Origin of the sequence: Paraglaciecola chathamensis S18K6 (genome assembly GCA_000314955.1) — a bacterium.
In the GTDB taxonomy this organism is placed as follows: Bacteria; Pseudomonadota; Gammaproteobacteria; order Enterobacterales; family Alteromonadaceae; genus Paraglaciecola; species Paraglaciecola chathamensis.
Map to the genome: position 1 here is coordinate 290,109 of BAEM01000033.1, position 22,794 is coordinate 312,902.

General features: G+C 44.9%; 24 protein-coding genes. 19 read left to right on the forward strand and 5 right to left on the reverse strand.

Going from position 1 to position 22,794, the window contains the following annotated elements; all coding sequences use genetic code 11:
* The first annotated feature begins 1 nt into the window (after nucleotide 1).
* The 6 genes from ispH to GCHA_RS12345 all read left to right on the forward strand — a co-directional run bounded on the left by ispH (nucleotide 2) and on the right by GCHA_RS12345 (nucleotide 8,041).
* The gene (ispH, locus tag GCHA_RS12320) at nucleotides 2-946 is read left to right on the forward strand and encodes a 4-hydroxy-3-methylbut-2-enyl diphosphate reductase (RefSeq protein WP_007988638.1); all 945 of its coding nucleotides are present in this window, start codon (nucleotides 2-4) and stop codon (nucleotides 944-946) included.
* A 434-nt stretch (nucleotides 947-1,380) separates the two neighbouring features.
* Nucleotides 1,381-1,962, forward strand: a complete 582-nt coding sequence (locus tag GCHA_RS12325; RefSeq protein WP_052017994.1) for a PilV family protein — start codon at nucleotides 1,381-1,383, stop codon at nucleotides 1,960-1,962.
* Nucleotides 1,962-2,840 (forward strand): PilW family protein, encoded by an 879-nt coding sequence (locus GCHA_RS12330; RefSeq protein ID WP_007988642.1) that lies wholly within the window; start codon nucleotides 1,962-1,964, stop codon nucleotides 2,838-2,840. Before GCHA_RS12325 ends, GCHA_RS12330 begins: the two co-directional genes overlap by 1 nt.
* Before the next feature lie 92 nt (nucleotides 2,841-2,932).
* The gene (locus tag GCHA_RS12335) at nucleotides 2,933-3,475 is read left to right on the forward strand and encodes a PilX N-terminal domain-containing pilus assembly protein (RefSeq protein ID WP_007988644.1); all 543 of its coding nucleotides are present in this window, start codon (nucleotides 2,933-2,935) and stop codon (nucleotides 3,473-3,475) included.
* Nucleotides 3,476-3,486: 11 nt separating this feature from the next.
* The gene (locus tag GCHA_RS12340) at nucleotides 3,487-7,566 is read left to right on the forward strand and encodes a PilC/PilY family type IV pilus protein (RefSeq protein WP_007988647.1); all 4,080 of its coding nucleotides are present in this window, start codon (nucleotides 3,487-3,489) and stop codon (nucleotides 7,564-7,566) included.
* A gap of 1 nt (nucleotide 7,567) precedes the next feature.
* The gene (locus GCHA_RS12345; RefSeq protein ID WP_039992423.1) at nucleotides 7,568-8,041 is read left to right on the forward strand and encodes a type IV pilin protein; all 474 of its coding nucleotides are present in this window, start codon (nucleotides 7,568-7,570) and stop codon (nucleotides 8,039-8,041) included.
* A gap of 64 nt (nucleotides 8,042-8,105) precedes the next feature.
* On the opposite strand, the gene GCHA_RS12350 is transcribed toward GCHA_RS12345, so the two are convergent.
* Both GCHA_RS12350 and GCHA_RS12355 read right to left on the reverse strand, forming a co-directional pair.
* The gene (locus GCHA_RS12350; RefSeq protein ID WP_007988651.1) at nucleotides 8,106-8,678 is read right to left on the reverse strand and encodes a GspH/FimT family pseudopilin; all 573 of its coding nucleotides are present in this window, start codon (nucleotides 8,676-8,678) and stop codon (nucleotides 8,106-8,108) included.
* A gap of 114 nt (nucleotides 8,679-8,792) precedes the next feature.
* A complete protein-coding gene (locus GCHA_RS12355; protein ID WP_007988653.1) occupies nucleotides 8,793-9,185 on the reverse strand; it encodes a type IV pilin protein in 393 nt (130 codons plus the stop codon).
* Between the two features lie 221 nt (nucleotides 9,186-9,406).
* Here GCHA_RS12355 and GCHA_RS12360 point away from each other — a divergent pair, with 221 nt between their 5' ends.
* The 6 genes from GCHA_RS12360 to glnB all read left to right on the forward strand — a co-directional run bounded on the left by GCHA_RS12360 (nucleotide 9,407) and on the right by glnB (nucleotide 14,621).
* A complete protein-coding gene (locus tag GCHA_RS12360) occupies nucleotides 9,407-9,925 on the forward strand; it encodes a GspH/FimT family pseudopilin (RefSeq protein ID WP_013753174.1) in 519 nt (172 codons plus the stop codon).
* Nucleotides 9,919-10,551 carry a hypothetical protein gene (locus tag GCHA_RS12365; protein WP_007988657.1) on the forward strand — a complete coding sequence of 211 codons (633 nt, stop codon included), beginning with the start codon at nucleotides 9,919-9,921 and terminating at the stop codon, nucleotides 10,549-10,551. Before GCHA_RS12360 ends, GCHA_RS12365 begins: the two co-directional genes overlap by 7 nt.
* A 34-nt stretch (nucleotides 10,552-10,585) precedes the next feature.
* Complete coding sequence (locus tag GCHA_RS12370; RefSeq protein WP_007988659.1) at nucleotides 10,586-11,665, forward strand: hypothetical protein; 1,080 nt, start codon at nucleotides 10,586-10,588, stop codon at nucleotides 11,663-11,665.
* Nucleotides 11,666-13,330: a type IV pilus modification PilV family protein gene (locus tag GCHA_RS12375; RefSeq protein ID WP_007988661.1), complete on the forward strand. Its 1,665-nt coding sequence runs from the start codon at nucleotides 11,666-11,668 to the stop codon at nucleotides 13,328-13,330.
* Nucleotides 13,331-13,427: 97 nt separating this feature from the next.
* Nucleotides 13,428-14,258, forward strand: coding sequence for an NAD(+) synthase (nadE, locus tag GCHA_RS12380; protein ID WP_007988663.1), 831 nt, complete (start codon nucleotides 13,428-13,430; stop codon nucleotides 14,256-14,258).
* A gap of 24 nt (nucleotides 14,259-14,282) precedes the next feature.
* Nucleotides 14,283-14,621 carry a nitrogen regulatory protein P-II gene (gene glnB, locus GCHA_RS12385; protein WP_007988665.1) on the forward strand — a complete coding sequence of 113 codons (339 nt, stop codon included), beginning with the start codon at nucleotides 14,283-14,285 and terminating at the stop codon, nucleotides 14,619-14,621.
* A gap of 91 nt (nucleotides 14,622-14,712) precedes the next feature.
* Here the strand turns inward: glnB and GCHA_RS12390 are convergent, their stop codons facing one another.
* Both GCHA_RS12390 and ygfZ read right to left on the reverse strand, forming a co-directional pair.
* Nucleotides 14,713-15,198, reverse strand: a complete 486-nt coding sequence (locus tag GCHA_RS12390; protein ID WP_007988667.1) for an FKBP-type peptidyl-prolyl cis-trans isomerase — start codon at nucleotides 15,196-15,198, stop codon at nucleotides 14,713-14,715.
* Nucleotides 15,199-15,266: 68 nt separating this feature from the next.
* Nucleotides 15,267-16,226, reverse strand: a complete 960-nt coding sequence (gene ygfZ, locus GCHA_RS12395) for a tRNA-modifying protein YgfZ (protein WP_272998184.1) — start codon at nucleotides 16,224-16,226, stop codon at nucleotides 15,267-15,269.
* Between the two features lie 157 nt (nucleotides 16,227-16,383).
* Between ygfZ and GCHA_RS12400 the strand changes: the two genes are divergently transcribed.
* The 3 genes from GCHA_RS12400 to GCHA_RS12410 are packed head-to-tail and all read left to right on the forward strand — an operon-like array spanning nucleotide 16,384 to nucleotide 18,035.
* A complete protein-coding gene (locus GCHA_RS12400; RefSeq protein WP_013753180.1) occupies nucleotides 16,384-16,635 on the forward strand; it encodes an FAD assembly factor SdhE in 252 nt (83 codons plus the stop codon).
* Nucleotides 16,636-16,642: 7 nt separating this feature from the next.
* On the forward strand, nucleotides 16,643-17,083 hold the full coding sequence (locus GCHA_RS23045) for a protein YgfX (protein ID WP_039992395.1): 441 nt from the start codon (nucleotides 16,643-16,645) through the stop codon (nucleotides 17,081-17,083).
* 10 nt (nucleotides 17,084-17,093) lie between these two features.
* Entirely contained in the window at nucleotides 17,094-18,035 is a 942-nt protein-coding gene (locus GCHA_RS12410) for a MaoC/PaaZ C-terminal domain-containing protein (RefSeq protein WP_039992397.1), read from the forward strand.
* 1 nt (nucleotide 18,036) lies between these two features.
* Here the strand turns inward: GCHA_RS12410 and nadB are convergent, their stop codons facing one another.
* A complete protein-coding gene (gene nadB, locus GCHA_RS12415) occupies nucleotides 18,037-19,641 on the reverse strand; it encodes an L-aspartate oxidase (protein WP_007988679.1) in 1,605 nt (534 codons plus the stop codon).
* 229 nt (nucleotides 19,642-19,870) lie between these two features.
* On the opposite strand from nadB, the gene rpoE reads away from it, so the two are divergent.
* The 4 genes from rpoE (at nucleotide 19,871) to GCHA_RS12435 (ending at nucleotide 22,719) form a co-directional block, all read left to right on the forward strand.
* The gene (rpoE, locus tag GCHA_RS12420; protein ID WP_006993139.1) at nucleotides 19,871-20,449 is read left to right on the forward strand and encodes an RNA polymerase sigma factor RpoE; all 579 of its coding nucleotides are present in this window, start codon (nucleotides 19,871-19,873) and stop codon (nucleotides 20,447-20,449) included.
* A gap of 123 nt (nucleotides 20,450-20,572) precedes the next feature.
* Nucleotides 20,573-21,172, forward strand: a complete 600-nt coding sequence (locus GCHA_RS12425) for a sigma-E factor negative regulatory protein (protein WP_007988684.1) — start codon at nucleotides 20,573-20,575, stop codon at nucleotides 21,170-21,172.
* A 43-nt stretch (nucleotides 21,173-21,215) separates the two neighbouring features.
* Nucleotides 21,216-22,214, forward strand: coding sequence for a MucB/RseB C-terminal domain-containing protein (locus GCHA_RS12430; protein WP_008304328.1), 999 nt, complete (start codon nucleotides 21,216-21,218; stop codon nucleotides 22,212-22,214).
* 1 nt (nucleotide 22,215) lies between these two features.
* Entirely contained in the window at nucleotides 22,216-22,719 is a 504-nt protein-coding gene (locus GCHA_RS12435; protein WP_007988695.1) for a SoxR reducing system RseC family protein, read from the forward strand.
* Nucleotides 22,720-22,794 lie beyond the last annotated feature (75 nt).

Consider the following 22,794-nt stretch of genomic DNA (forward strand, 5'->3'; position numbering starts at 1 on the left):
TATGCAAATTCATTTGGCTAACCCACGAGGCTTTTGTGCCGGCGTAGACCGAGCCATTACGATTGTCGAACGTGCTTTGGAAATTTTCTCACCGCCTATTTATGTGCGTCACGAAGTGGTGCACAACAAATTTGTGGTGGATGGACTTAAAGAGCGCGGGGCTGTTTTTGTAGATGAGTTAGTGGAAGTGCCAGATGACAGCATAGTGATTTTCTCGGCTCATGGTGTATCACAAGCCGTGCGTAATGAAGCGAGCTCACGCGGTTTGAAGGTATTTGATGCAACCTGCCCATTAGTTACCAAGGTTCATATGGAAGTGATGCGTGCCAGTTCAAAAGGCACCGAATGCGTTCTTATTGGTCATCAAGGTCACCCTGAAGTAGAAGGCACCATGGGCCAATATGATAACCAAGATGGCGGCATTTACTTGGTTGAGTCGGTTGATGACGTTGCTAAGCTAGTGGTGAAAAACCCATCCGCGCTGTATTACTGTAGCCAAACTACCTTGTCTGTTGATGATACGGCTGATGTGATTGATGCGTTGCGCGCAAAATTCCCTGCGATTGAAGGGCCACGTAAAGATGATATTTGCTACGCAACGCAAAACCGCCAAGATTCGGTGCGTGAACTGTCAGCCGATTGTGATGTGTTGCTTGTGGTTGGGGCACAAAACAGCTCTAACTCTAATCGACTACGTGAACTGGCTGAAAAAATCGGCGCAAAAGCACACTTGATTGCCGATGCTGATTGTATTCAAAAAGAATGGTTAGTCGATGCTAAGCACATTGGTGTTACCGCGGGAGCGTCTGCGCCTGAAGTGCTAGTACAAGGGGTGGTTGATCGCCTGAAACTTTGGGGGGCTAGCAGTGCCACTGAACGTGCGGGCCGCCTCGAAAATATCGAGTTTGCCGTACCAAAAGAATTACGAGTTAAACAAGTAAGCTAATATCTTTAGTTGAACATAGTTGCTGGGGGCATTCTGGTGTGCTCAGTAGCTTATGTTTGTTATCGCTCATGCTTGGTATTCATCTGTGGAATTAACGATGGTTTTGAGCCTATAACGAATTCTGTGTAACTGCCATTGCGTATTTTTTACAGCGTTAATTCTTATCATTTTCCGTTATTCCGTCATTGCACAATAACCTCCTTTGTTCCTTTTTTATTCATCTGAACCATCTGTTCTTGCCCCCTAGGCCACGCCACGTTTTAGCCCTTTAGCAAATATACCTATAGTCTAAAGTCGATAACTAAACTTCACCTGCATTGCGCTAAGCTTCAATATCACTATTTCGTTCGTGGTTAGCGTTTATCAAAACAACTATATCTACTTTCCATCAAGCGGCAGGTCCATCATCACCAAGGAGGATGAACGGGGTGGGCATGGTCGAAATATTAGTCACCTTGTTTATTTTAACGGTGGGCTTACTTGGCGTGGCCTCTTTGCAATTTGTCAGTGCTTTTTCAAACGCGGATGCGTTACATCGTAGCCAAGCTGTTTTAGTGGCTCAGCAGTTCAGTGAGCGCTTACGCGCTGCCGCCGAGCCGTCTGCACTGGGACTTGGGCTGGTGGTTGATAATCAATATTTCGTTCAAGACGCATACAATTTCGCTGGTCTTTCTTGTGATTCAGGGGGCTCCCCGTACGAGTGCTTTTGCTTAGCTTTACCTGCTTCTTTACCAAACTGTCAACAAAACCAATGCTCTAGTGCTCAATTTGCTCAATTTGACGCTTATGAGGTTTCCTGTGCGGTTACTGCCGCTGCGCCTAGTTTATCGGTTTCTTTATCCTGTGATGACAACAATACATTGGACGCAGATAGTTGCAGTGCGGGATCACGTCATCAAATTATGGTGGCGTGGCCGGTTGAAAGCTGGCAAAACCAAGAACGTATTTTAAATGTTGAATGTAATGCGAATCAGAGTATTGCCCACGACTGCGTCACCTTGGATTTAACCTTGTAATGCAAAGTAACGCCACCTTCAAGCAATCACAGGCAGGGTTCAGTCTTATTGAATTGATGATCGCTTTGGCCTTGGGCTTGGTGATTTCTGGTGCTGTGATTCAAGTGATGGTCAGTTCAAGGGTGACTCAAGGTGTTAATCAAGCTGTGACGTCAGTACAGGAAAATGGCCGCTTTGTGATCAGTCGCCTGCGCCAAGAAATGCTCATGGCAGGACGCTCTGATTTACTCGACAGCAACCTTAGTAATGCTGTTGACGTGATTGAGGAGGCAAGCTTTGTGCAAAATCGACCTGTTTTATTGCCGGGCGATTTAACCACTATGCCGTTGCTTGGCACAACGCAAGGCAGCGCCGGGGCGAATGACAACTTAGTTATTGGATTTCAAGGCAGTATGGATTGCAGAGGTAACCGTTTGGGTTATGCACAAGATGAAGAGTTTTACGTGGTGAATCATTACTTTGTACAAAATAACGCTCTACGTTGTCGAGGCTTTGACGGGCGAGTACTGCGGGGAACGTTAGCGAGCAACCCGCTTGTAGACAACAGCGCAGAAATCATTCTGGATGATGTGTTTAGCTTTCAAGCGCTTTACGGGGTTACGAATAACGCGTTCTCTGGTGATAATTCGGGTCGTCCCATTCGTTATGTCCGTGCTGATGAACTCGGAGTCTTATTGACCAGCGGGAGTCAGGTTGTTGCCTTGCGTTTAGCGGTGCTCTTGCGCGGGGAAGGGGAAGCACAAGTCAGTACTCAGAAAAGCTACAAGTTATTAAATGAAGCCGTAATTACACCCAGTGGAACAGGCTTATTTAAGCCATTTGAAACCACGATAACGCTGCGAAATGTTAAAAATCTTATGCGAAGTAGAAAATTATGAAGAGTAAATACTCATTTGCGCACGCTAGTCAGCTAGGCAATCAGCGAAGCTGTCAGAGACTTAATCAGCGAAGCAAGCAACAGGGATTGGTTATGGTTTTTGCGTTGCTGGTACTGGTTAGTCTGACTGTGCTGGGGATAGCATCTGTGTCTAGCGGACTATTGCAAAATAAAATGGCGGTGTCGTTGCAAACCCAAACCCTCGCGTTTGATGCAGCAGAGGCGGCCATTGCGGGCGTGGTATTTGAATCTGAAGATAGCACTGTGATAAGCGATTTGGTGATGATAGACCCGTTAACCCAAGCACGACAAAACGACGCGCTAGACATGCAAAACGAAGCTTTGCGTTGCCAAGATAACGAGAGTTGGATCAACCGACGTGTTACCAGTGCAGGGCTTTCAATCGGCGCACAACATCTAGAGCAGGGGCATTATGATACAAGCCCAGCTATCGATAGCTGGTCACGCACCGCCTATGTGCGCGAGCAGGCATGTTTAGGATCAAGTAACGTGATCAGTGGCAGCCATATTACCTGTCATGTTTTTGTTATTAAGGGATGCGGCCAAATGGAAGGTCGCCGCTCGATTGTCGCCAACAGTTTAACTGCCGCCGTCTTGGCGCCAGCATCACAATAATCGGAGGCATTATGTTGTATTGCAGAATGCTATTTTTACTGCTTTGTTTGAGTTCATCGATGCGGGCGTGGGCAGATGATTTAGAGATATATTTTGGAACGAGCAACGAACAGGTGAAGTACGACCCAAACGTGCTGTTTATTATGGATACCTCGGGCAGTATGGGAGCCTATGATAATACCAATGAATCTCGCATGCTTAGGGTACAAAATGCACTAAAAGAAACCCTGCGCTCTGTGACCAATGTGAACGCGGGTTTAATGCGCTTTTCTGATTATGGCGGCCCAATCCTGTATCCGGTGCGCCCAATAGATGACACTGTGTCCCCTGAGCTGATTACACCCATTGTGCAAAGTTCAGATGATGCAACTGAGCGTTCAGGCAGTGTCAGTTTAAATAGCAGTAGTTTGACGCTATCCGCCGGAACTGAGCAGGTTATCACTGGCTTACGTTACCAAATGCTGAATATTCCTCAAGGCGCAACAATAACAAGTGCTTACTTGCGTTTTACCTCGCGAGGGTATGACGCCTCTGCCACAACAATAAATATCGCAGCTGAGTTAACGGCAAACGCGACTACGTTTACAAGCAGCCAGCAAAATATCAGCAGTCGAACACAAACCTCTAATCAAGTGATTTGGGATCAAGAAAATGACTGGCCTTCTGTGGGAGATACGGTTGCTTCGATTGATTTTAGTTCGGTGATCCAAGAAGTCGTGGATTTAGCAGATTGGTGTGGAGGCAATAATCTCAATATTATTTTAACAGCCCAAGGGTTGAGCGCGTCTAGTAACCGCCTTGCCGATAGTTTTGAGCAAGGGGGCGGGCTATCACCACAGCTGGTGGTGGTGTACGACGAAACCACGGCAACGGGATGTATTACTGGCGACTTAACCTATCAAATTGATAGCCAATCTAATAATGCTGAAGAGCGCTATAACGGCTATCAATCTACGGGCAGTGAGCTGACATTTAACGCCAATAGTAATGACTATATTGGCTTGCGCTTTCGTAATATTGCCCTGCCTCAAGGCGCAGTCGTCAGCAATGCCTATCTTGAATTTACCGCTTATCAAAATAGTTACAATAATAGCGCCTCGATGACAATTGAAGCTGCTAATGAAGCTGATCCAAGAAGCTTTAATAATTATTCTCGGTATTTGTTGAGAAATAAAGCTAAAACCTCGGCTGTCACTTGGAGCGGTATCGAACGCTGGTATCGCAATCGAGAGTATCAGAGCCCGTCAGTGGCCAGTATTGTTAACCAGTTAGTCAACCGCGGCGATTGGCAATCGGGGAATGACATGATGTTCATATTGTCTGATTTCAACAATACGCGCGGGGCATACACCTATTCTGAACGCCCTTCGGGGGCGGCTAAATTAGTCATTGAATTTCAAGGTCAGGCAACCCCAGGGCAAACGTCAACGGTGCGAGAGCACTTAGTCAGTAAAGTGGATGAGCTAAGCGCCAGCGGGTATACCCCCATAGTCGACACCTTATATGAAGGAGTGCTTTATTACGGTGGGTTAGACGTGGATTACGGTTTAACCCGAGGTAACAATTCGGTGTCGAATACTGTGCGACGCAACACGCGTGTCAGCCATCGGCTTTCGTATACAGGGCAAGATGCCACGTTACCATCAGGATGTGAGGAAGATAATTTAAGTTCGTCTAATTGTATTACTCAACAAATTCCGCAAGGTGCACGTTATTTATCGCCGATTACTGACCGCCAATGTCAGGTCAACAATCACATAGTGCTACTCTCCGACGGAGAAGCTAACAACAACCACAGCGTAGATGAAATTGAAACATTATTAAGCGCATCTTGTACCGGTAGTGGTGGTGAAAAGTGCGGCTTGAGCTTGGTTCGTAATATCGCTGATACTGAAGAGTCAGTAATAGATAGTCGCATTATTACGCATACCATTGGATTTGCAGCGAATACTCAGGCCAACAGCTTTTTAAATCAGATAGCCTTACAAGGGGGCGGCGGATTCTACCAAGCGGACAACAGTCAAGAATTGCTTGGCGCGTTCCAGTCTATTTTGAAAACCGTGAAAGATGTTAACGCAACATTTGTATCCCCGGGTGTTGCAGTCAACCAACTCAATCGTTTAACCCACAAAGACGAATTGTACTTTGCATTATTTAAGCCCTCTGAGGGCAGTAACTGGCCCGGCAATTTAAAGAAATATAAAATCGATGGGGATACCATATTAGATAAAAATGGGTTGCCTGCGGTGGATGACGGTAATGGTTTCTTCTCTGAGCAAGCTCACAGCTATTGGTCAGTGCTAACTGATGGTAACGACGTGCGCCAAGGCGGTGCTGCGAGCAAGTTAAGTCTTGCGCGAAATTTATTTACTTTCTCGGTCCCGGGGCCGTTGGCGAATAGCGCCAATCGGTTGCATGAAAACAATATCAGTTTGACAGGGGCGCTACTGAACATTGATATGCTTAGCGACGTAACTACTGTGCGCAGTAACTTATTAAAGTGGGTAAGGGGCGTTGATCTAAAAGACGATGACGGAGATGGCGATACCTCAGACATACGTTTGCAAATGGGCGACCCGATTCATTCCCAACCCGTTATTGTTAATTATTCTGCTACCGACAGTGCTATTTTCGTCGCTACAAATCAGGGCTTTTTACATTCCTTTGACGCGCAAACGGGCAGCGAAAATTTCGCCGTTATTCCTCAAGAGTTACTCGGGAACTTGTATGAGTTTTACCGAGAAAACACCACATCGAATCATATTTATGGCTTAGATGGTGATTTAGTTTTACGCCATTTCGAGGATAAAATTTATCTGTATGTGGGGATGCGTAGAGGGGGACGAAACTACTATACATTTGATATCACGAGTAAAACGAATCCTATTTTGGTACATCAAATCGTCGGCGGCAATACCGGCTTTGAAAAGCTAGGACAAACATGGTCACGGCCAACCGTCACTAAGATTAAAGTCGGTGAAACGATACGTAACGTGCTTATTTTTGGTGGCGGTTACGATGTTGAGCAAGACAATAAAGTTGCTCGCAGTGCCGATAGCGTGGGTAATGCTGTGTTTATTGTTGATGCAGATACCGGAGCGTTAATTTGGTCAGCAAGTAACAGCGGTGCAGACCTTTTATTGGGGGACATGGAGTATAGTATTCCTGCGCGTATTTCTGTCATTGATAGAGATAATGACGGGCTTGCCGACCATATGTATGTAGCTGATTTAGGCGGCCAATTATTTCGTTTGGACATACACAATGGTTTAGGGCGTAGTGAGTTAGTCAGTGGTGGTTTACTTGCTGATCTCGGTGGTGACTTAGCAGAAGACAATCGCCGCTTTTATTATGCACCTGACGTTGCGCAAATAAGCACGATTGATGAAAACTTTTATGCTGTCGCAATTGGCTCTGGTTATAGAGCACACCCTTTGAATGCCGAGATCCAAGACAGTTTTTATATGCTAAAAGATTTTGGTATTTTTACTAAAGACGAGCAGGGGGATTATGGTTTGCCAGAAAATCCCTTCACCCGCGATGATCTGTATGATGCAACGGCTCATTTGCTGACATCGTCTGATCAAACGGTAGTCGAAGAGCAAGGGGCGATATACGCTAATCGGGCAGGTTGGCTCGTAGACCTTGGTAGCGGCGGCGAAAAGGTGCTGGCTTCACCACTCATATTAAACTATCAAGTATTCTTCACCACGTATCTACCTGCGTCCGCAAACGACAGCTTGTGTGCCCCGCCTAGCGGTAACAGTCGTGCGTATTTAGTTGAATTGATTAATGGTAATGCCGTGGTCGATTTAAATAATGATAATCAAACCACTCATCAAGATAGATTTACCAATTTAAAGCAAACCGGTATCGCGCCTGATACAAAGATTCTAATTGAAGATATCTTACAGCCCGTTGTGTGCTTAGGCACAGAGTGCGCTTCGGCTGTTATCGAGATAGACGAGCAGGGCAATGAAGTAGCCTGTACTTCAGCATTCGGGTGTTTGGCGCAAAACATATATGGCCGATTTGAACGGATCCAAAAAAGCAGTTGGAAAACAGAAATTGAACGACAAGAAGATGAATAGCATGCCCATTCGCAAATCAGTAAAGATAACCTACAGTCGTGGCTTCTCCTTGATGGAGTTAATGATTGCTGTGGCTATCGTAGGGATTGTTAGCACCCTTGCTTACCCTAGTTACCAAAGTTACATAACCGACAGTAAGCGCAGTGTTGCACAGGCAGACTTATTGGCATTTGCCGCCCAGTTAGAGCGGCATAAATTAGCTAATTTTAGTTATGCAGGTGCCGCGCAAGAAGGTGGTGATACTGGAGTTCCTGCCATTTTTTCGAGTCACTCACCGGCTAGCGAGGCTGCGAGCAATAAAGCTTACAACTTGACGATTGATTCTTTGACGGGGGGAGGTTCTGCTTACCGGGTTAAAGCGCAACCCCTGATTACAAGCCAAGGTGCGCTATTCTATTACAGTGATGGGCGTAAAGCGTGGGATCAAAACGCTGACGGAGCGCTTTCTGCGGCGGAGTTCTGTTGGCGTTGTTAAGGCGATAAGCCAACGCGATAAATCAACGCAATAAACCAAAGTAAGCTGATTTTGCTTAGCACAATTATGAACAGTTTAAAGCGTTGCCGTCTCTGTCTTCATGAATTTTGTTGTTGTTGCTGTCTTGGCTGGTTTTTACTCTACCTTGCATACTTATAAGTAATGCACGATGAGATGATGCTTGGTCACCGCAAAACAGAATATCAGCATTGCTATTTGCCCCTCCATTTTGAGTAAACGAAATTGCATTTTGCGGGCCCTTTACCTCGATGTTGCTTTCCTCTTTACTTAATGACGTAAGCAATGTCTCTGTTGCATTACGTTCGCCATCACTGTTGGAATCGACAAAAACCATTTTGGCTTGAGACCAATTATGAGAGCAAGTTGAATAGTCAGCGGTGGCACACAGCGCCGTCTCGATTTGATTGTCGATGGCGTGTCCCCTAGCAAATTGTGCCAGCGCGCTGATTTGGTTCATCTGCGCTGCAATTGTGTTCTGTGAGATTGTAGCTTGCAGACTGGGGGCAACGCTGGCTGCAAGCACGATCGTAATACTGACACTGACCATCAACTCGATGAGTGATACCCCTTGTTGCTTAAAAGCGCTATTAGCGCAATTCGAATATAGTTTTTTCATGAAGTCAGTTTATCGCGAATACTGACAGGGTAACGTATGAACACACCCGCTATGGTATTAAAACGGCACATACCTAACGGTTCGAACTCTTTTATATAAACGACGTTCCTTCGACTAGCGAGGCCAACACGCTTGTGGGGTTTTGTGCATAGACTGGTCGATGGTTAAGGTGGTACAGCCCACATCTGTTTGTTGCGCTGATGTCGCTTCTGCTGTCAGAGTGAAGTGCGTTGCTGAAATGTCTGCTGCACTAAATTGATACGCCGTTCCAGCGGGAGGAGGAAGCGCTGTTTCATCTGCATATTGTGTATGTGAGATACGATAACGTTCTTGTTGCAGGTGCCATTTTAATAAAGTGTTTTGTGCGTCCACTCTGCGGCCGTGAATGATATGACTTTGGTAAGTCGGTAGGGCAATCATGGCGAGAATACCGACGATGGCCAACACTATCATTAACTCAAGCAAACTAAAGCCAGTGTTAGTATCGAAAAAGAGCTGCTGTTTCACTGTTCGTCCTTGCTATTTTTTGTTGCGTAAATATTTTTTACTGCCGCCTAAAATATTTCTCAATTTGGTCTATCTTTATACGTCTATATTTTGATTTTCGCCACGCAAAATGCCGTCAAAGCTCAATGTATTGATGATCGAACGTTTGATTAATACATCGTTTCTCGCTTTAGTTTGCGCGTATTGTTACGCCACTACTTGATTGAAAAACATGGATAGCGATGAATACATGCCACGGAATGTCGTTATTAGAATTAATGTTAGTGATTTCTATCACTATGATTCTTATGACGTTAGGTGTGCCCTCACTGTTAGATTCCAAACAGCAGCTTCACATTAAGCAAGCCACTCAAGCGAGCTATTTCTTTATGCAGCACGCAAGAGCCAGCGCCATCGCATCATCAGAGGATGTGTTTGTGAGCATTCACCCAGGTCAAAGTTGGTGTTTAGGCATGAATGTATCCCAATGGTGTGATTGCCAAATCGATGATGATTGTTCTGTTCATGGTGTTCAAACTCGTATTGCGCACAGTGATTACGCTTCTGTTTCACTGTTACAGGTACGTTTTGGTCAAAATAACAGTGCCGTTTTCGATGGCGAGCGAGGTATGGCTATGGGAAATTCTGGTTCGGTTACCTTTGGTGACGCAAATGATCAACTGAAGCTTATTCTGAGTAATATGGGGCGGGTGCGTATGTGTGTACTCGAGGGTAATATATTGGCGCATCCAGCATGTTGATGACGCTGAAAAACGCCAAAGGTAGCTCGCTCATTGAGTTAATGATAGCTATGTCCTTAGGGGTATCAGCTTTGTCAGCATTTACTGCTTTTATCGGTTTTGGTGTGGGCGTGAATGCAAGTTTACTGTCATCGTCTCGTTTGAATGAAGAATTTACCCTAGTGTCTCAGCTGTTAGCCCGGGATATCGCCAGAGCAGGTTTTGATGGAAATGCTTCACTTCAAGTAACTGAACCACAAAATGCAATGAGCTCCTTTGGGCGCTCTTTGCGCCTAGGTCAATTCCCTAATGAAACGTTAAATAGCTGTATTCTATTCGCATACGATCGCAATGCTAATGGAATGCTTGATAACCAAAATGGCAATGAAAATTACGGTTATCGTCTGCGCAATAAAGCAATCGAAATGCGCACCGCTGGGGCGCCATGTGACGCAGGCGGCTGGCACGACTTAACAGACTCGAGTGTGGTGCACATCACGCGTCTGCATTTCACGTTTCATGAGTTGGTGGTAAGTGGGCGAGTCTTAACCCAAGTAGAGATGAACCTAGTGGCGAACCTAAAAGTTCAGCCTGACGTGTCTCGGCAACATACTATGCGCTTTACCGTGCGTAATCATGCGCAGTAACCTCCCTAGCTTACTCGCACAGCGAGGAGCAATTATGTTGGTCAGTGTTTCGCTGTTGTTGATGATTGCCAGTTTAGTGACTTTGCACACAGGGCGGGTCAAATCCCTTGAACATAAGATTTTGCTTAACACTCAAAACCAAGCGCAGTCGGCTGCCACTGCTTTAGGTGGTTTAGCACATGGAATGAGCCGTATTCAAGTAGATAGTGGATGGCTTGGGCAAGAGCACACTATCATGCTCGACAATAATTTACGCGCTAAGGTATGGGCCGACTTTCATCAAGTCCCTCGTAATAACATGAATTTACATTGGGCAACTGTTTATGCCAGTGGGGAATCAGCCGATGAGCAAAGTCATCATCACGTGAGTGAGCAAGTTCTGCGCTATCCCTTTTTAAATACTGTTCCTTCTGCTCCTTTGATAAGCGCAATCGAGCTGCCTTCAAACTTGCCATTTATTTTGGGAGCAAATCCGAATGGCGGTGGTCAAGGCGTTCCGGTTTCAGTGTGGACAGATAAACCCATTCCCAATATTGATGTCGATAGCCGGACCTGCTCACTACAGTTGTTTGATGAAAGTCGCTGTGCGTTTGATATGTACTCTGCTCATTCTCAACTGGGCAGTGACCTGCTTAAGGAGCACTCGGCATTTCCGGGCGATGTGCTGTCTTACTTATTTAATATTCCTATGAACGACTGGCGTATTTTGAAGAGCGAAGTGTCACTTATCGCCTCAGATTGTGATGAAGCTACGGTGACAGGTCAGCGCGTTATTTGGGTACAAGGCGAATGTGCTTTAAACGTAGGGCAGCATATAGGCTCTGATAGCGCGCCTGTTATCTTAGTTTTAGCAAACTCAGCATTGCTGATGCCTGCAGATAGCCGTATTTTTGGATTGGTTGTTTTTTTAAGTACGCTTAACCCCGCACCGGAAAAACGCATAGCGATGGCCACTAGCGCGCAGCTCAACGGCGCCTTGGTACTACTTTCTCCGATTGAGGTTGCCATGAGCCAGTTGTCTGTTCGATACCATGCGAGTGTTTTGGCAAGGTTGCATTTAGATGCGGATATGCAGCGCTTGGGCAAGGTTAGCGGCAGTTGGCGTGATTTTTAAATGAAAACTCACTCAGGCTTTAGTTTGTTAGAAGTATTGATTGCCACAGCGATTATGCTATTTGGTGTAGCGGGCTACGTACAATTGCAGTCGCATTACATTAAGCTTGATCATACGTTAAATTTACGCCAGCAAGCACTGACCCTCGCCAATAAAAAGTTACATGACTTAAGACGTTTTAGTGTGCTGCATGCCAGTGCTGGTCAAACAAGTTATCAAGATATTCATACCGACACAGGGGGCGTGATAGCCGCTGGGACAATTGATTTAAACTTGTGGCAATCGCAAGCGCAGACCATTCCTTTTGAGCTGCATTGGCAAGTAAAAAATATGTATTTCGTCGATACCGACAACGACGCTCTACCCGATACTTGGCTACCCGAAGGCGATGGGAATTTACCGCAAACCTTGCCTGTTATCGCACCGAAAAAGTCATTGCGGATAAGCGTTGCATGGCAAAATCAGTTTGGCGATACGTTAAGTGTTGCTATCACTAGTCAAATTACGCCGATTCCCTTTGCGCGAAGCCAACATGTGGTCAATACAAATATGGGGATTGAACGCCGGCTACAGGTTTTTTACGAGCCAACGAATAACAATATTGATTTTTTGCATCGCTTAACCCCTGACCTAGCAGTACAAAGTACCACGCCGACAATTGATGTTATAAATAGCAAGGTAGCAATAGAGATAGAGCAAAATCGTGTTGAGTTGTTATCACCAGAGTATGAGAAAACTCAGATAGAAAGCCAGTTAGTGGTTGGGTGCGAATGTCGGTTGTCTCGTAGTGGCTTAGGTAAAACTCCAGCCATGCCGGTGCTTCAAGGAGGAAGGTTTGTCACTCAGCAAGGCAGTGATGCCATAAAAGGCAAGGGCGTGGCCCAACCAGCCCAGCATGCGAGGTGTGAGCAATGCTGTAACGATCATCACGATACAAGTGCGACCGTGAGCACAGAAAATTATTACCGACTCGAATCAGGGCGCGCTCACGAACATTACAACCGCATAAGCCCTAACACATTTATAAAGGCGATAAACGAGGGAGATGAATACCAAGAGGTGTGCCGATTTAAACAGGTAGACGGCTTCTATCATGTGGCTGCGGATCTGGCGTCGTTATCTATTACAGAATTTGACGTTCGTCATTTTGAGTTGCTCTCTAACCGCGACGCTTATACTGATTATATCAAGCAGCTTTTAGCTGCACATATTCAAAATAGAGCTTTGCCTGCGCCGCCTTCGGGGCGGGGTATCCATTTGCCGGTTGGCCAGTTTCAACTGATGGCGTACAGCGTCTACATGGAACGACTGTATAGCAACGACATTGCTTACTTAAACACGCTTATCGAAGATAGGGATGATGATTGGTTCTCTTTGATACCCTTCTATGATGTCAACGTGACCTTGCTCGCTAATTGGCACTCATCTGATACCCAGAGCGTAAATATACTGCAACAAGCGATACAAACGGTTGAGAATGTTGGCCAAGATTATTATGCTAGCTATCAAAGAGGTCTTATTGAAACCTTAACGTTAGGTCGAAGTAGCGTTAATGCACAAATGAATGGCTCAAATAGTGGCCTAGTGGGGCATGCTCCCTTAACACCCTTTGAAGTAAACAATGTACTTGAAGGCAGTGGGATTGAGGTAGTCGTTCAACCTTAAATGTTGACGAGCTTGCTACTGATTGTATTTTTATGGCTGATTATCGTTAACAATGAGCCTGCGTAATAACCGGTTTTACTAGTAGAGTGAGAGATAAATGCACAAGCAAGCGGTGATTGACGAAATGCGCGTGAAACCGCAAATAGATGTAGAAAGTGAGGTAGAGACTCGAGTTAACTTTATTAAGTCTCAGTTACTCGCGTCTGGATTAAAAACCCTAGTGTTAGGAATTAGTGGTGGAATAGATTCCTGCACCTTAGGCCGAATGGCGCAAATAGCAGTGAATCAATTGAATTCACAGTCAACATCTGATTATCAGTTTGTGGCGGTACGTTTGCCTTATAAAGTACAAGCGGATGAAGAGGATGCGCAATTGTCGATTAACTTTATTCAGCCGAGCCAGTCAATTTCTGTCAATGTGCAACCTGGCGTAGACGCGATTGATGATCAAGCAACGTCTGCTTTAAGTGCTGCAGGGCTTCTACCGAATAGTGACAACAAGCGCGATTTTGTTAAAGGTAATGTGAAAGCCAGAACGCGCATGATTGTGCAGTATGAAATTGCCGGCATGCTTGACGGTTTAGTACTAGGCACTGACCATTCCGCAGAAAATATTACGGGTTTTTATACTAAATATGGTGACGGCGCCTGTGATTTAGCGCCATTGTTTGGTTTGAATAAACGTCAAGTTAGACAGGTAGCGAGTTATCTTGGGGCCCCTGAAAATGTGGTGAATAAACCCCCAACCGCTGATCTTGAAAGCCTTAGCCCTCAAAAAGCTGACGAGCAAGCACTAGGAATGAGTTATGATGACATTGACGATTTTCTTGAAGGGAAGCCTGTGTCGCAGCAAGTGACTGAGCGCCTATTGGAAATTTATAAAAAGACGCAACATAAGCGTGTACCCATTCCAACCATTTATGATTAAGCACACCATCTGGAGAGAAGAAAAGTGAAGAAAATCGAAGCGATTATTAAGCCGTTTAAAATGGATGATGTGCGAGAAGCACTTGCCGAAGTCGGCGTAAGTGGCATGACAGTAACTGAAGTCAAAGGCTTTGGTCGTCAAAAAGGTCACACCGAATTATATCGCGGTGCAGAGTACAATGTAGACTTTTTACCAAAGATGAAATTAGAGGTCGTGATCCCTGACGGTCAAGTAGAGCTAGCAATAGAAGCGATTATGAAAACCGCCCAAACCGGAAAAATCGGTGACGGCAAAATATTCGTGTATGAGGTTGAGCGAGTGATCCGTATTCGTACTGGGGAAGAAAACGAAGACGCAGTTTGATAGAAAATAAACTATTTCTCATCTAAAAACGAGGCCATATGGCCTCGTTTTTGTTTTCGGGCTTTAACCCGAACAGTACATTCACAGGGTATTAGTGAGTGTGCCCGCATCCTTCACCAGTGTGTGGATGGCCATGAGCGATCTCTTCTTCGGTGGCAGCACGCACTTCTAATACTTCTACATCAAAAGTCAGTGTTAACCCTGACAGAGGATGGTTGCCATCGACGACAACCGTTTCGTCGTCAACGTCTAGGATCATCACTGATTGTTCACCTTCATCAGTGGTTGCTCTAAACGTCATACCAGGTTCAATTTCCATACCTTCAAACATAGAGCGAGGCACTTCTTGCACTAGGGTATCGTGACGCTCACCATAGGCTTGCTCAGGCTCGATATCGATCACAAATTTCTCACCAACGGCTTTGCCTTCCAAATGATCTTCTAATCCTTGGATCAGGTAGTGGCTGCCTTGCAAAAACACCATAGGCTCTGCTTCTCTTGATGAGTCGATTTGTGTGCCATCAGGTGCACTTACGGTGAAATGCATGGTAACGACTGTGTTGGTGGTTATATTCATTGGGTACCCATAAAAATTGGTGGTGAATACATGAGATATTCACCGATTGAAAATTAAGTATTCGCCTATTATTCTAATGAATATGGCAAAGATTGCACGGTAAATACCTTATTCGGTTGGTCTTTCAAACGCATGTTCGTGCCTACCTCTGTATCATTTGCGACGACGGCGAGTAACCAGGTTTCTGTGCCAAGCGTTGCACAGCGAAGTATAGTACCGCCTCTTCGCCAGTTATCACCGACCGGTATTTCAAGTGTAGCGCCTGCTTCTAGGTCGACAGCTTCTTCTGCTTTAAGAACAAAAGCTGCACGTTTGTTCTTACCTAAGAATTTGGTACGCGCAACCACTTCTTGGCCCATGTAGCAACCTTTGCTAAAGCTAATGGCGTTGACTGCTTGCAAATTCATCATTTGTGGAACAAATTCATTGCTGGTGGCCGTGCGCAGCTGGGCTATACCGGCTTTAATATCTTGCACTTCCCACAGCGTACCGGGCGCATATTGCAATTCGTCATGTGCGGCTAACGCTGCTTGACCTTGTTCTGTTAGAACCAGCATAAAGCGCATCTGTGGTGAACCTAGTGCCATCACAACACCATTTTCGTTGCTAAGGGTTTGTCGGTCTTTAGCCGGCACATCAGCAAACAATTGTGTGATAACGGCCTCTAGTTGTGCGCCTTGCCCGCCAAAGCAGGCCCATGATGTAGTGTCATCACTAAATTCAACCTTTGCAAACACGCCGTACTTCTTAAGTTCTGGAGTCGATTTCGCGGCCCCTTCTTTATGGCTAACGAAAAGAACAGACTCGTCATGCTCCAGTGCATAAAAAATGTTCCATGCTTTGCCTTTGAAGTCGCAGTGACAACCTAATAACCCTTCATTTGAGCTTAGAGATGTCATATCGGCTGTTACTTGGCCTTGCAAGTATTTAATGCGCTCTTCACCACTCACCTTCAGTATTTGCAAGTCGTCTAATCGACAAATGAAATCAGCGGGAAGTGTGTCCGCGGTATCGATAGTGTTAATCACAAGTTTTTCTCTGTTCGTTTGGCTAATTGCTAATTGATATGAGGTTAAAATGTTAATTACCAAGGGCAAATATTGAGAAAGCAATCGCACTTCTGATAGGGATTATGCAGTGTAAATTATGTTAAGCTGCACGAGAATAATTACAATAGGATGATCCATGTTTACTAAACAAAGATATGCGCGTTTGAAATGGGCATGCCGACGCGGAATGTTAGAATTAGATGTTATCTTTATGCCGTTTGTAGAAGAAGGGTTCAATGATTTATCTGAAGCAGATAAATTGACTTTTGAAAGCCTGCTCACATGCGATGATCCCGATTTGTATGCATGGTTTATGGGCCATCAACCGTGTCATAATGCGCAGTACAAACGCATCATTGACCACATTTTAAGTCGTGTCAAAGTATAGAATTGAAGTGAAACCATCGCGATGGCAAATATACATTTGCTGCATCGCTTATCTGGTATTAAGCGCCAGTGTATTTGCTTGGCAGCCAAATGTAGTGCGTTATCAATTGTTATTGCAAATCGCCGTGTGGTTAGCTATCAGTTTTTATTGCACAAAAAAGTGGCGCAAAATTGATCGCTCAGCGTGGGTTGTGCAAGTTAGCTATCAAGGGGAATGGAATTTTCTTGATGGGCGAGAGGAAGCTAATTGGTGGGTAGGAGAGGAGTCGAAAATGCTTGATGGTTTGCTGTGGGTTCAACTGATTCCGCTATTGCAGCGCACACAACCTAGGACTTCATCTGTGCGTTGGTGCTGGATATTCAAAGACAGTGTAAGTGAAAGAGATTATCGTCGTTTGTGCCGCTGTATTTTAGCCAGCCAACAGCGTTCTAGTATATCTCAAACGTAGAGCCTGTTTTATGATAACCGCAGTTAACTCATTACCCAGCTTTGCGTCTATCATGTTTAGGGCGGCGCTCAAACGGGATAATCGGGCTCAGTTTCCTCCGACTTTTGAACGCCTGCCTCAAAAGTCGCTTTTATTTACGCCAGCAAACTTAGGCTATTTTTCGAAAGAAAAGGTCGAGCGATTCCACCGAGTTACGCACTGGCAGGGCACGTTTCTCCATCCGTGTTACTTACATGTGATGAGTTTTCCATTACATATGATGTTAATGCTAGAAAAAGAGTTTCCTTTTTCATTATTGGGTTTGGTGCACATTCACAATGAAATAACTCAGTATCGCCCGATACGCGCTGACGAAGCCTGCGTATTTCATAGTTATTTTAAGGAAATGAGCGTGCACCCTAAAGGGGTGGTCTTTTCGATTGCTACTGATGTAAGGGTAAATGAAGCGTTGTGTTGGTCGTCAGTGAGTACGAATTTATATCGAGATGCGACTCTAAGCGCGTCTGAGCAGTCAGCAAATTCTGCATCACTTAAAGCACAAACTGAGTGTCAATGTGAAGGACAGCGCCAAGAATCCTGGTATTTAGGGGAGGGCTTGGGGCGAAAGTATGCACGGGCTTCTGGTGATTATAATCCGATTCATTTAACAGGACTCAGTGCTAAGTTATTTGGTTTCAATCAGGCTATTGCACACGGGATGTGGTCAAAGTCTCGATGTTTATCAGCCCTTGAGCGCATCGCCCCACAGGTTTTTGAGCAGTCATTTAACACCCAAGTACAGTTTATTAAACCTGCTATGTTGCCAAGTGATGTGCAGTTTTCAATGTGTGAAAATAGCACTGAAACGACTCAGCAAAAATTAGCGGCAAGAAGAGTGTTTTCCCTTACCAGTAAGGGAAAACATGACGGTAAAAGCATCCCCCACCTAAGCGGGGAGTTAATCGCGCTTTAGTCTACTTAGTGACTTTCCCAGGGATAACGGATGGGCTCGGGTTTTCGAGTAGGTCAGGGTAGTCTAGGTTGTAGTGTAATCCGCGGCTCTCTTTACGTTGCTGGGCACATTTAACGATGAGTTCAGCGACGGTCAGCAAGTTACGTAACTCCAATAAGTTATTACTGACTCTGAAGTAGGAATAATATTCCTCTACTTCTTGTTTTAATAACTCAATTCGATGTTGGGCACGGGCTAACCGTTTGTCGGTGCGAACGATGCCAACGTAATCCCACATAAACAGACGTAGTTCATGCCAGTTGTGTTGAATAATGACTTCTTCGTCAGAATCGCCAACTTGAGATTCATCCCAAGGTTGAATGTCTTCATTTGAATCATTATCAGATAAGCGCTCAATGATATGATCTGCTGCTGAATGGGCGAATACGATACACTCAAGCAAAGAGTTACTGGCCATGCGATTTGCCCCATGCAGGCCGGTATAAGCGACTTCACCTAGGGCGTAAAGGTTATCTATGTCTGTTTTGGCATTGAAATCTGTTACCACACCGCCACAACTATAATGAGCAGCCGGTACAACAGGGATGGGTTGCCTTGTGATGTCGATGCCCAGCGCTCGACACTTACGATAGATGTTAGGGAAATGCTTTTTGATAAAATCAGCTGGTTTATGGCTGATATCTAAATACATGCAATCGGCACCCAGTCGCTTCATTTCATAATCAATGGCGCGCGCTACTATGTCTCTTGGGGCTAAGTCGCCGCGCTCATCAAATTTTTGCATGAAAGGTGTGCCATCGGCGTGACATAAAAATGCACCTTCACCACGCAATGCTTCGCTGATTAGAAAATTACGTGCTTCAGGGTGGAACAAACATGTCGGGTGAAACTGATTGAATTCCATATTGGCCACGCTACAACCTGCACGCCAAGCCATAGCAATACCATCACCACTGGATACATCAGGGTTAGAGGTATATTGATACACTTTACTGGCGCCGCCTGTTGCTAACGCAGTGAACTTACTGCGTATGACTTCCACATGCTCATGTTTGCGGTTCCATACATAAGCGCCCAATAATTGATTAGGCTCACTTTTGCTCTTGATCAGGTCAACTGCATTGTAGCGCTCAAATATATGAATATTAGGATGCTGCTTAACGGCTTCAATTAGAGTGACTTGCACGGCTTCACCCGTTGCATCAGCTGCGTGCAAAATTCGTCGGTGGCTGTGACCCCCTTCACGAGTTAAGTGATATTTTTGCTCGCCGTCATGAGCGTTTGTCAGTTGGTCGAAGGGCATTCCGAAGTCAATTAACCATTGCATGCATGACCTGGCACGAGAGGCGGTAAAATGCACGGCTTGCTCATCACATAAGCCTGCTCCTGCATCTAGCGTGTCTTTAACGTGGGATTCGATAGAGTCATCTTCATCAAATACAGCCGCAATGCCACCTTGAGCGTAACGCGTAGAGCCTTCCGCTAAACTACTTTTACTTAAAACGATGATTTGGCAATGCTCGGCCAATTTCAATGCTAGGCTAAGTCCGGCAGCGCCGCTGCCTATAATTAGTACGTCACAACGATGTTCAACAGTGGAGTGCATAGGGTAAACTACACCAATAATGCCAATAGAGGGTGGCAATACTAATTAATGTAGTAAAAAATACAATGGTATTGAGTTGGAATAGTCCTTATTCACCCACAGTAACAAAATGATGTTTCGAATTTATTTCGAAAAAAATTCTTACAAAACGAACTTATTGCACATGGCATGGTCCATTATAGTGCTTGCATGAGCCAAAATAATATTTGTAGCAGGAGTATCGGCTCGAATGAGCGAGCAGTTAACAGATCAACAGATAGTTGAAAAAGTGCAGCGAGGAGATAAAGACGCATTTGGTTTGTTGGTAGTGAAGTACCAACACAAGGTGTCGTATTTGGTTTCACGATATGTGAAAAACTCCGGAGACGTTGCTGACGTAGCACAAGAAGCCTTTATTAAAGCTTACCGTGCATTACCTAATTTTAGGGGCGATAGCGCATTTTACACTTGGTTATATCGCATAGCCGTAAACAGTGCTAAAAATTATTTGGTGTCGCAAGGTAGAAAGCCCCCTGCGAGTGATGTAGACGCAGAAGACGCGGATTTTTACGATGGTAGCGATGCCTTAAAAGAAAATAATTCGCCAGAAAAAAGTTTAATGTCGGATCAAATGGAAAAGTTGCTGTTTGATACGATGGATAAATTACCCGAAGATTTACGCATGGCGATAAGCCTGCGGGAATTAGAAGGGTTAAGTTACGAAGAGATTGCCAACGTGATGGATTGTCCTGTAGGGACGGTTCGTTCACGGATATTCAGAGCTCGTGAAGCCTTGGATAAGGTTATTCAGCCTTTGCTGCAACGCTAGCAAAGGTAAACGGTAACTGTTATATCAATGTCATATTGATATGTTGCAGTTACAAGTTAATTTGAGATAGATTTTTATTTCAAGTGACGGTTTATTTAAGCGTATATTCAGGAAGCTTGTTATATGACGCAAAAGATTGAAAATTTGTCTGCCCTAGTTGATGGTGAGTTACACGACGAGCAATTACTAGATGCAATAAAAAATGATGCAGAGCTTGCCGATAAATGGCAAAGCTATCACCTAATTCGTGATGGTTTACGTAAAGAAATGGCATCACAGATTAATATTGATATTGCTGCTAACGTAGCCGCAGCATTAGCATCTGAACCGGCTATTCTTGCACCAAAGAAAACGTGGCGCGATCTACCTTTGGTTGGTTCTGTGGTACCCTTTGCGAAACAAGGTGGGCAAATGGCCATTGCTGCTTCAGTGGCAGTAGCAATGATTATTGGTGTACAGCAGTATAATCAGACTGATGTAGAGCAGCCATTTAATTCAGCTCCAGCATTGTTGGGCATTCAAGGTGGCTTATCGCCCGTCAGCCTAGAGCAGACGCGCACGTTACCTAGAGCGGATGCCTCTGAACAGCGCAGAGTAATTAACGCCTACTTGAATGATCATAAACAGCAATTACGGTTTAAAGCCGCACCGGCCGATGACGAATCTGAAGTAGAGCTATATGAGACTGAGCAGTCAAACAACGTTGAACGTATCCCGCAATAATAAATTTTCTAAATGCATTGGACAGGTTACGCTTGCTTGTCTAATGCTTTTATCTTTTTCCACCATCGGCCAATCAGTTAGCGATAGCCAAGATAGGGTTACTGTTGACCCGCCGTCCTCATCGCATACTCAGCCCGTGAAAGCGTTTCCCTCTGATAGCGCTCACGGCTGGCTCGAAAAAATGGCATACGCTCATAGTCATTTAAATTATAGTATTTCATTTGTGCTGCTTAAGCCGGGTGTCGATTCTCAGCCATACTTGTGGCGTCACGGTGTGACCTCTGAAGGGGTGCAAATGGAGCAACTTAATTTGCTCAATGGCCCAGGCAGAGAAGTGGTGAGAATTGAAAATAAAGTGAGCTATTTTGAGCCCAACGTACCGCCGTATAGTTTGCAATCTAGCGTTATTAATGGCCCTTTCCCCAGTGAGTTTTTCCAGCAGCCGGACGAGATAAAAGACAGTTATGATTTTGTGATGGTCGGTCGAAGCCGCGTATCTGGACGAGCTGCGCAACAAATTCGTATCGTCAGTAAAGACAAATCTAGATTTGGTATGAATGTGTGGCTCGATCAAGAAACAGGCTTGATGCTGAAAATGAACTTGGTTGATTTGAACGGCCAGCTACTTGAACAAATTCAAGTTACCGCATGTCACGTAACAGAGCAGCCTGATGATTTTTTTGAAAAGATTGAGCCTGCCATGCTGCCTGAAGTATTAAAACTGAGACCGCAATCCGATACGAAAGCCATATGGGATATCGACTATATGCCTATTGGTATGGTCGAAGTGAAACGAGATATACACCGATTGCCTATTACTGGACAATCCGTTGAATACGTCATGTTAAGTGACGGCCTGGTGGACGTATCCATATACATGCGCGACAGTCAAAATGATGGAATAAATCAAGATATTTTGCTGCGTCATGAATCAGATACCTTGCTCACCTTAAATAAGGGGACGCTCAACGTTACCGTGGTGGGTAAGTTACCACCGGAAACAGCGAATCGTATTGCCAGCTCGATACATTTAGCCAATTAATATGATTGAAGAAATAGGCACTGTCATCGAGGTGCAGAAACGTCAAAGTGGGCAATTTATTAGAATTGCCACTGAGGTTAAATCGACGTGTGGTAGTTGCCATGCAAAAGACAATTGCGGCACCGGCGTGATTGCCAGAGCACTGGCAAATAAACGTGATGCATTATGGATGGCCTGCGATGAAAAAGTCGAAGTGGGTCAAGATGTAAAGCTTGGCATTGCTGAATCTATGTTACTTCGCGCTTCACTGCTTGTTTATATGCTACCACTAATAACTATGCTAATTGTCGCCACAGTAACCACTTTATTGCTGTCAAACTACGCAATCGAAGGGGAAGGGTGGGTGATACTGTCATCGCTTCTGGCAGCCTTTTTGAGTTTTTTGGGAGTGAAACGCTATATCGCTGCTCACAGCCGTGAACAGTTCGAGCCCCATCTTTTGGCCGTATTGCCTAGCTTGAAAACTCAAGTTGATTGCATTGATGTAAACATCATTCAGCCCTAAATCTTATTTAGAGCATTAATTATGCATATCTGTTGAGTTCTTTATCGCAAATTGGCTGATAAAATTGTAAAATCC